The following is an 8,930-nucleotide window of genomic DNA, read 5'->3' on the forward strand; positions in this document are numbered from 1 at the left end:
TCCCAAAGGCGTAGCGATCGAAGAATCAACTCGCGCCTTTTTCCAGCATGCGGGCCGGAGTCTGCTGCAACGTTCCCAGCTTGGGACGCTCCAACCCGCGAGCCTGCGGCCGTCCCATAGACGTTGCCAAAGAATAAATTTCATGGGGATCCAAAATAAGAACCACGGAACCATCGCCCATGATCGTGGCGCCCGAAATTCCATCCAGCTGGAAATCGCTCAAATACTGCCCCAGGGGTTTAATCACGATTTCCTGACGTTCCAGCAATCGGTCCACCACCAACCCCACACGCCGGTCATTGTCATGGACAATCACGATGGGCAAAATGGACCGCTCCTCCTCATTACCGGGCAACTCCAACAGCTCGGAAAGTTCCACCACACCCAACACCTCGCCCCGCAAGGTGACGGCCTTTCGGCTGTTCACATCCGACAATTTGGCGGCTTTGATCTTTGTGGTCTCGGATACCGCGTCCAGGGGGATGGCAAAGGTTTCACCCGCCACTTCCACCATGAGCGCGTCGATAATGGCCAGCGTCAGGGGCAGAGTCAGCGTCAGCTTGGTGCCTTTACCCGTTTCGGACTGGGTGTGAACACTGCCTTTAAGATTCTTAATGTTGGTCTTGACCACATCCATTCCAACGCCCCGGCCTGAGATATCCGTCACCTTTTCCGCCGAGGAAAAACCGGGATGAAAAATCAACTCCACGGCCTCACGGTCGTCCAGGTTCGCGGCTTCTTCCGGAGTGAGAACCCCCTTGCGGACAGCTACGTTGCGCATTTTTTCCGGGTCAATGCCCCGTCCGTCGTCCTCCACTTCGATGGCCACAGAGTTTCCCTTGTGGTAGGCACGCAACCAAACATGCCCTGTGGGGTTCTTGCCAACGGCCACCCGTTGCTCCTCATCCTCCAGGCCGTGGTCCACGGCGTTACGCACCAGATGTACCAAAGGATCGCCGATTTCCTCCACAACGCTCTTATCAAGCTCGGTCTCTTCTCCTTCGGTAATCAATTCGACCTGCTTGCCACTTTTCCGGGAAAGATCGCGAACCAAACGGGGAAACCGGGAAAACACCGTCTGCACCGGCACCATCCGCACATTCATGATGGTATCCTGGAGATCGTCGGAAATGCGGGCCATGGCATACGTGGTTTCCGTAAGCTGCTGGGCCACTTCGTGCACTTCCTCCTGTCCTTCTTCCAGAGCGCGGGCAAGAAGCGCATAGCGATTGCGGTTGATGATCAGCTCACCGATGAGATTCATGAGATGGTCCAGCTTGTGATGATCCACACGAATAGTGCTGGCACTCTTGTGCCGAATGCCGGAACTGCCCCCGGACGACGAAGGAGCAGTGGCAACCGTTGCTTCCTTGCCAGCCGAACGGACAGGAACCGCAACATCCTGGTTCACCGGAGCCGGCTGTGCATCCCGCATTGCCGGGGCGGAAGCAGGCGCGGGGTGCGCTTGCGATGCTCCCCTGTCCGCGGGCAGAGGCTGCTCCTGACGATCGTGCGGAGCTTCGAAAGCCGACGGCAAAGGCTCCTGTGCGGCAACGCCTTCAGACGGCTCGGACGGTACCGCCGAGACTTCGGAAGGGTCGGCCCCGTCGCTCTCGACTGTCCCCGGGGAATCCGAGGCCGACTCCACCACGGCGTGCATCCGTTCCAGAGCGTAATGCAACCGCTCGGAAATAATGTCGATTTCTTGATCCAAAATATCCAGGAGCGGCCCGAAATCCCCACCCTTTCGCCCCTGATCCACCAGGCTGGCAGTTTGGGAAGCATAGTCACTCAAGGCCTGCAGCCCCATGTAGCCACAGGAATTACGAATCGTATTCAACGCCCGGAACATGCCATCGATGAGCCGTTCCTGCGAAGCATCCTTTCGCAATTCCGCAAGCGCCACACGAAGCGTTTCTTCCTGCTGCCGTACAGCGCCTTCAAAAATGGAAACATCTTCAGGGTCGAACGCGCCCTGAGCCAAGACGTCATCGTCATCATGCGGCACTGGCGCATTCCCGGCACCGGACGAGGCGTCGGCTTCGGCCGCCGCGTCAACAGTGCTCCCCTCCTCCGACGAATCCGAAACATTTGTGGGCGTCAAATCCGGAATTTCGCCCTGTTCGTAAGTCCGCTGCAACACCTCCACCATGCCGGATCCGTCCATGGGAGTCACCTCGCCGCTGGATGGTTCCACATGGCTGACCATCTCTTCAATGAGGTCCACCACAGCCAACAGCAGGTCGAACAACGGCTGCGACGAAGCCATCTCCCCCTTGCGAACCCGATTGAGCAAGGTTTCAGCCTCATGCGTCAAGGCGTTTAACTCCTTGAACCCGATGATGCCGCTGTTACCTTTCAGATTGTGGAAATACCGGAAAATATCGTTGATCAATTCACCCGGTTCCTCGGGCGCTCCTTCCAACGCCACCAGGGAACGGTTCAGATCCTCAATGATGTCCTGAGCTTCTTCAAGAAAGTCTGTAAGGTGGCCTTCCCCTACCGTGGTCAGGGCATAGGGCGATGGGTCGAAATCGGGGTCACCACTCAATTCAATACGGGGAGCCGCGTGCCTGGCGGGGACGTCCTTTCCTGCGGCAGGTTCTCCTCCAGCCGGGGAAGAATCGTCCATGCGGGGTGATGCCGCCTCCCCGCTTTCAAAGTGTCCCTGATCCCCGGAATCGCCGGAGGCACTGTCCTGCGCGGCCGGTTCTCCCTGTTGCAGCGATTCAATGCGATCAATGATCTCCTTCACGTCAACATCCCCTTCCGTGCCCGTTGCTTCGAGGTTTTCCACCAGGGTGCGCAGGGCATCCGTGGCGGAAAGGATGATATCCATCACCTGGGTCGTGACGGGGCTGACCCCCTGCCGCAAATCATCCAGAACATTTTCTGCCTTATGCGCCAATTGATTGATTTTGTTGAGTCCAAGAAATCCGGAGGCGCCCTTCAAGGAATGCATGGGGCGAAAGATCTCATTGAGCAGCTCGAGATCGTCGGGATGACTCTCCAATTGGAGCAAATTGGGTTCAATGGTTTCAAGATGCTCCTTCGCCTCGTTGAAAAAATCCGCAAGCAAATCCGGATCCATATATTCCTGACTCATGCACCGCTCCCTATGGCGTGGGGTTGAGAGGCCATGTTTCCGGGCTTTTTCCCGCAAGTCAAGAAATTCCCTCCTCACCGGATACGCCAAGCAACATCTTGGCGTTCTTCATCAATTTCTCAGGCTGGGCGGGCTTTACCATATAAATATTAGCTCCGATGGAAAGCGCGGATTCAATATCCCGGTCCTCGCCTTCGGTTGAAAGCACGATCACCGGTAAATCCCGATACCCTTTTTGCTCCCGCATATTTTCAATAAAACACAGCCCGTCCATACGCGGCATATTGATATCCGCGATCACCAGATCCACATGGTTGGCACCGTACAATTTTTCCAGCCCTTCCAACCCGTCTTCGGCTGTGGTGACCTGGAAGCCCTCGCGCTTCATGATGAAGGCCACCAAGTTTCGCACGGTTTTGGAGTCATCCACGATCAAAATATGTTTAGGCATGGGCCAATCCCTCCTTTTCGATCATGCCTCCCATCAACCCGTGGATGGACAACAGGCTGATAAGCTCCCCACCGCAACGAACCAATGCCGACACATACCGGGCCAGGCCGCCAAGTCGGTCGGCAATGTTGAAATCCAGATCCCGGCCCGCAACTTGGCGCATGGCCACAATGGAATCCATCATGATCCCCATCTGAAGCCCCTCGTACTGACAAATGACGATGAACCGCTCCCGATCACGAGAACAATTGAGCGACAACAACTCGCGCAACCGGACCACCGGAACCACTCTCTCCCGTTTGGGAAGAATACCCGCAACATATGCCGGGGCCGCCGGAAGTCGGGTCAGGCTTTCATTGCGCACTACCTCCTGCACCGCCTCCAACGGGAGCGCCATCAAATGGCCCGACAGACGAAAGGTGATTACCCCCAGCTCCGGCAAGTCCCGCATTATTTCGCACTGATCGCGACGGGGGACGCAAGCACTGTCCGAACGCCAGTCCTCAGCACACAGGCCGCAACGAGCGGCAAACACCTCCAACCCCGCCGGAGTCGAGGCCGAGGCATTGCACGGTTCGTTGCCATATTCCGTCTGCATACAGGCCGCCTCAGTCCAACCGTTTATAGATGATGGCACCGGGGTGGTGTTCGGGTTTGAACGCCCGGGAAATGTTGTGTAGCGACTCGGAATGCCCGATAAAAAGGTATCCGCCGGTGCAAAGGTTGTCGTAGAAGGCGCTGATGACGCGACGCTTCATGTCTTCGTCGAAATAAATCAGCACATTGCGGCAAAAAACAATCTCAGACCGCTCCACACGGCGAAGTTGTGCCCGATCGCGTAAATTGATGGCATCAAAGCTCACCAGTTTCGCAACGTGAGAACGAATACGATATACGCGCTCCTCAGGAGCGAAATACTCGCGCACAACATCCGTGGGAGTGGTGCGCAGGGCGTAACTGGAATACACTCCCTGCCGAGCTACGTCCACCACGCGGCGGGACAAATCATTGGCTGTAATCTTCACGTCCCAGAGTCGCAGTTCATTGCCAAGCACCCGGTGGACGCAAATGGCAAGAGTATACGGCTCCTCGCCCGTGGAGCACCCCGCAGACCAAATACGCAACCGCCGTCGCCCGGCCGCACGTTGTTTTGCCAGAACCTGCGGTAAGATCTTCTCTTCAAAAACCTTGATCTGCGGCGGATTGCGAAAAAAACTGGTCTCATTCGTGGTGATGACCTCGAATAATTTCTGCACCTCTGCTTCCCGAGCCGCATCATACCGCAAATAATGATAGTAATCGCCAAAGCCACTCAGATTCAAGGCCCGAATCCTGTTGGAAAGACGATTTTCCATCAAATATTGACGGTTGTCGGGGATAAAAATACCGCACTGTTCATAGATAAAGGCCCGCAGATCGTCGAATTCCTGCTGCGTAATGCCGTTTTTTCCGGCTTGGCTTCCGGTCTTGGAAAACAGCGAGGACACTTTATTGTTCCTCCCCGTGAAGCTGCACAGCCTCAATGGCTGCCTGGGCCGCGTCCGCCAGTTCTTGGTCCTCGCCCCCGGAAATGTCCAGCAACGCCTGGAACGCAAGACTATCCCCCACTCGGCCGAGGGCGTTCACCGCTTTAATTCCCAGCAGACGATTGGGTGATGTGACCAATCCGGTCAATCGCGGAACGGCTTCGACCACCTTCATATCCCCCAGGGCTTCCATGGCGCGAATCCGCACCCAATCTTCACCGTCCTCCAGAGCACGAAGCAAATGCGGAACCACTGCCGGAAGGTCGCATGCCCCCAAAAGCCGTACCGCAGTCAGCCGCACTTCCGGCTGACCGTCATCCAGCATTCCCGCCACCAGACGCAAAACCCGCTCCTTGGTGCGGCATTGAGGGGCGACCGCCTCCAGCGCCACACGGCGGACCTCAGGAGAGACATCCCGCAGCGACTGTTCCAAGGCATCCAGATGACGCGCCGCATCCAGACGTCCGAGGGCAAAAACCCCCATCATTCGCTGTAGTTCATCATCGTCCCCGCACATGCGCAGGAAACGTTGCGTCATGCGCTCGCCCCCCACCGCAATGCAGGCCTCCAGCGCGGCCTCCTTCACATCGTTATACTTGTGTCGCAAAAAAGAGGACAACACTTCACCAGCTTCACGGTCATGCAGCTTTTCCCCCAAAAACCGCAATGCCCAGCGATAGATCTTTCCGTCGTTGTGCCGATGCAAAACATCCAGAAAAAAATCCCGGGCTTCCCATTCAGCAGTTTCATACAGCGCCGCTAAAATGGCCCGTTGCACATCCAATGGTTTTTCCCAAAAATGCCGCATCAGCAAGGTAGGAACTTCCGAGTCGCGACAACGTGCCAGGGCCGACACAGCCGTCAGCATCAATCCCTGCTCCTTCCCGGCCAGAGCCTCGGTCAGCGCCTGGGTCAAACCGATGGAGGCCAAGGCATCAATGGCGGTCGCCAACCGTTCGGGATGGGTATCTTCATCCAGTTGTGCGGCAATGCGTACAATACTGTCGGACGCCTGCTCCCCGCCCAGCACGGAAAGCCCCTGCATGGCCGCTTCCCGGACATCCCACTCTTCATCCTCCAGCGCGCCCAGCAACCCCTGCCGCAACGTTTCACGTCCTTGGGCCGAAAGCAGGCTCAAAGATGGCGCACCCAAAATTCCCACCACGGCCGTAGCGGCCTTGTGGGCCAAAACATCGGAAAATTCATTCAACCTTGAAAGCAGACGGGATGCGGCCTTGGGCGTCCCGATGGTTCCCAATGCCTCCACGATCATGGAGAGCACCAACTCGGAGCAGCTGTCCATAGCCTTGAGCAGTTCGTCCACGGCTCCGCCATGCCCGATTTTGGCCAAGGCCTCCACCGCGGCATATTGAACCCATTCCTCATCACGCATGGCCCGGCCAAGCGCCGGCGCTGCGTCCTCGTTGCCCAATTCGCCCAAACTCACCGCAGCCTGACAACGGACATTGACTTCAGGATCGTGCAACAGCGCCCGGACCAGGGGTTCAACAGACCGTACGCTTCCCGTTGAACCAAGAATGTCCGACACAAAAATCCGCACGTCAGGATCTTCGTCGTGCATCAACTCCAACAAAGGCTCCAAATGCTGCACACCGACATCACGCAAAATGTCCATGGCCAGGTTGCGAACCGGCGCTTGCTCCGAACGCAGCAACGGCAGCACCTCCCGAACCGTTTTCTCGCCTCCGATGGAACGCAGGGCCGAGTCCGCCGCCTCCTGTACCCCCACATTGCCGTCAGCCAGCAACACCGTCAGCAGGGGGACAGCCTCAGCAACCCGCTCATCCCCCGCCAGAAAGGCGGCCTCGCGAACATCCCCGGTGTCGGTCCCCTGCAGGCGATGTAGCAAGCTCCCGGTATCAAGCATAAATGTCCCCCTTGCTTCGCTCCCCCGCAAAGCGGCACATATCACTGATAAATTGTCTCCAAAAGCACACGCGGCATATCGTCCAGGTCTACAACTTGATCCGAAAGTCCGGCCTCGACCACGGCCTTGGGCATGCCATACACCACGCATGTTTCATCGCTTTGGGTCAGCGCCCTGCCTCCACGCTCACGAAGCCGGGCAATACCCTCACAACCGTCATTCCCCATCCCTGTAAGAATAACCCCCAAACCACGCCGTCCAACGGCCTCGGCCACCGACTCCAACAACACATTGGCCGACGGTTTATAAAGGGCGTCACTCGGCTGGTCCCCAACCTGCAGTTCGATGTGGGACACACGCTGCTTCAGCGTCGTATGCCGCCCTCCCGGGGCAATGTACGCGGTACCCGGCATGAACGTTTCCCCATGCTCAGCCTCCTTCACACGGATGTTGCAAACACCGTCCAGGCGCTGGGCAAATGGCCCGGTAAAAGCCATGGGCATATGTTGCGCAATGACGATTCCGGCAGGAAAATTTTTCGGCAAGGCGGACAAAATAGACTGCACTGCGGGCGGTCCGCCCGTGGAAACGCCCACCGCAATAACATCGCGCCGCACCGCCAATCGCGAAACCGACGGGGCGGGCTTGGTCACCTCGGTCTTTGCCGTGACCGGGCGTGGCCTGGCCGAAGGACGAAAGACCTTGCGGCGGGCCACGCTTTTGACCTTGGCGATAAGGTCGTCCTCAATCTTGATGATATCAAGGGAGACCCTGGACAACTGTTTCGGAATGTAGTCCACGGCCCCAAGCTCCATGGCCCGCAGCGTGTCCTGGGCTCCTTCGGTCGTCAATGAGCTGACCATCAGCACCGGACGAGGCATTTCCATCATTACATGCCGCAATGCGGTTAACCCATCCATCCGAGGCATCTCAATATCCATCGTAATGACATCGGGATTGAGCTTCCGGGTCAGCTCCAATCCCTCTTCGCCGTCCCGCGCCATGCCCACGACGCGGATACCGGAATCGTTTTCCAGCATGGTGCTGATGGCTTTTCGCATGAAGGCGGAATCATCCACCACGAGAACCTTAATCAATACCAACTCCTTCCCAACATACCCTATGACCAGGATATGGTCAGATTTTCCTCTCACAGAATCAGGATGATATCCTATACTATTAGATTTTGCCCAGAAATCAAAACAGTTCCCGATCCCAAATTTGATTTTGTAAAAAACTTTTTTATTTCAGCAACAACAGTAACTTAATTGCGTTCATAAGAAAATTTATCCTGCCAGCCCTAAATTGACCCTTGCGTTTTGGAATAGCTTTGGATAGAAAGCTTTTCCTCACACGGGATGTGGCTCAGCCTGGCTAGAGCGCTGCGTTCGGGACGCAGAGATCGCGCGTTCGAATCGCGCCATCCCGACCAGATAAATAAAGGGTTTACGGAAACACTCCGTAAACCCTTTTTCATTTGGTAATACTGGACGGTAATACAAATTCTAGGGTCTACACCAAAAACGGGGGCAGTCACGAAAGCGAACTGTTCCGAGCATGTCCACTTACCCGCACAGCACCTTGACGCGTAAGCGGTAGTTTTCAAAATTCCTGAAGCCGTATGCACGGGGTCTACACCAAAAACGGGGGCAGTCACGAAAGCGAACTGTTCCGAGCATGTCCACTTACCCGCACAGCACCTTGACGCGTAAGCGGTAGTTCTCAAAATTCCTGAAGCCGTATGCGCGTCGCTGGATCAGTTTCATTTTCCAGTGGAATCCTTCGGTGATCCCGTTGCTTCGCGCAAAACGAAACATGCAGGCGACCTCTTCCCGCCAGCTGTACAGCGTTCGTCCCAGGGTTTTTAGCGGGGCAAACGGAGCCTGCTTCAATTGGGCTATCTTTTCAAGCAACTCCGCCACATGTTTACGGCAGGCTGTCTGATTGGTGCCTTTCACG

At 56.4% G+C, this 8,930-nt stretch carries 7 protein-coding genes and 1 tRNA gene; 1 reads left to right on the forward strand and 7 read right to left on the reverse strand.

The genetic code is table 11. The annotated features are described in order from the left end of the window. Positions 1 to 25: 25 nt before the first annotated feature. The 6 genes from B5D49_RS12735 to B5D49_RS12760 are packed head-to-tail and all read right to left on the reverse strand — an operon-like array spanning position 26 to position 8,068. On the reverse strand, positions 26 to 3,106 hold the full coding sequence (locus tag B5D49_RS12735; protein ID WP_078718092.1) for a chemotaxis protein CheA: 3,081 nt from the start codon (positions 3,104 to 3,106) through the stop codon (positions 26 to 28). Positions 3,107 to 3,164: 58 nt separating this feature from the next. Next, on the reverse strand, positions 3,165 to 3,557 hold the full coding sequence (locus B5D49_RS12740) for a response regulator (protein WP_078718094.1): 393 nt from the start codon (positions 3,555 to 3,557) through the stop codon (positions 3,165 to 3,167). Beyond that, positions 3,550 to 4,155, reverse strand: a complete 606-nt coding sequence (locus tag B5D49_RS12745) for a chemotaxis protein CheW (protein ID WP_078718095.1) — start codon at positions 4,153 to 4,155, stop codon at positions 3,550 to 3,552. Before B5D49_RS12745 ends, B5D49_RS12740 begins: the two co-directional genes overlap by 8 nt. Positions 4,156 to 4,165: 10 nt before the next feature. Next, positions 4,166 to 5,044, reverse strand: coding sequence for a CheR family methyltransferase (locus B5D49_RS12750; RefSeq protein ID WP_078718096.1), 879 nt, complete (start codon positions 5,042 to 5,044; stop codon positions 4,166 to 4,168). Position 5,045: 1 nt separating this feature from the next. Then, positions 5,046 to 6,971 carry a HEAT repeat domain-containing protein gene (locus tag B5D49_RS12755; RefSeq protein WP_078718097.1) on the reverse strand — a complete coding sequence of 642 codons (1,926 nt, stop codon included), beginning with the start codon at positions 6,969 to 6,971 and terminating at the stop codon, positions 5,046 to 5,048. A 41-nt stretch (positions 6,972 to 7,012) separates the two neighbouring features. Then, entirely contained in the window at positions 7,013 to 8,068 is a 1,056-nt protein-coding gene (locus B5D49_RS12760) for a protein-glutamate methylesterase/protein-glutamine glutaminase (protein ID WP_078718098.1), read from the reverse strand. Positions 8,069 to 8,325: 257 nt separating this feature from the next. Here B5D49_RS12760 and B5D49_RS12765 point away from each other — a divergent pair. Then, a tRNA-Pro gene (locus B5D49_RS12765) sits at positions 8,326 to 8,403 on the forward strand. Between the two features lie 253 nt (positions 8,404 to 8,656). Here the strand turns inward: B5D49_RS12765 and B5D49_RS12770 are convergent. Next, positions 8,657 to 8,930, reverse strand: a 274-nt coding sequence (locus B5D49_RS12770; protein ID WP_144019487.1) for a transposase, incomplete at its 5' end; no start/stop codon positions are given.

The sequence above is a fragment of the Paucidesulfovibrio gracilis DSM 16080 genome, from assembly GCF_900167125.1.
Classification (GTDB): Bacteria; Desulfobacterota; Desulfovibrionia; order Desulfovibrionales; family Desulfovibrionaceae; genus Paucidesulfovibrio; species Paucidesulfovibrio gracilis.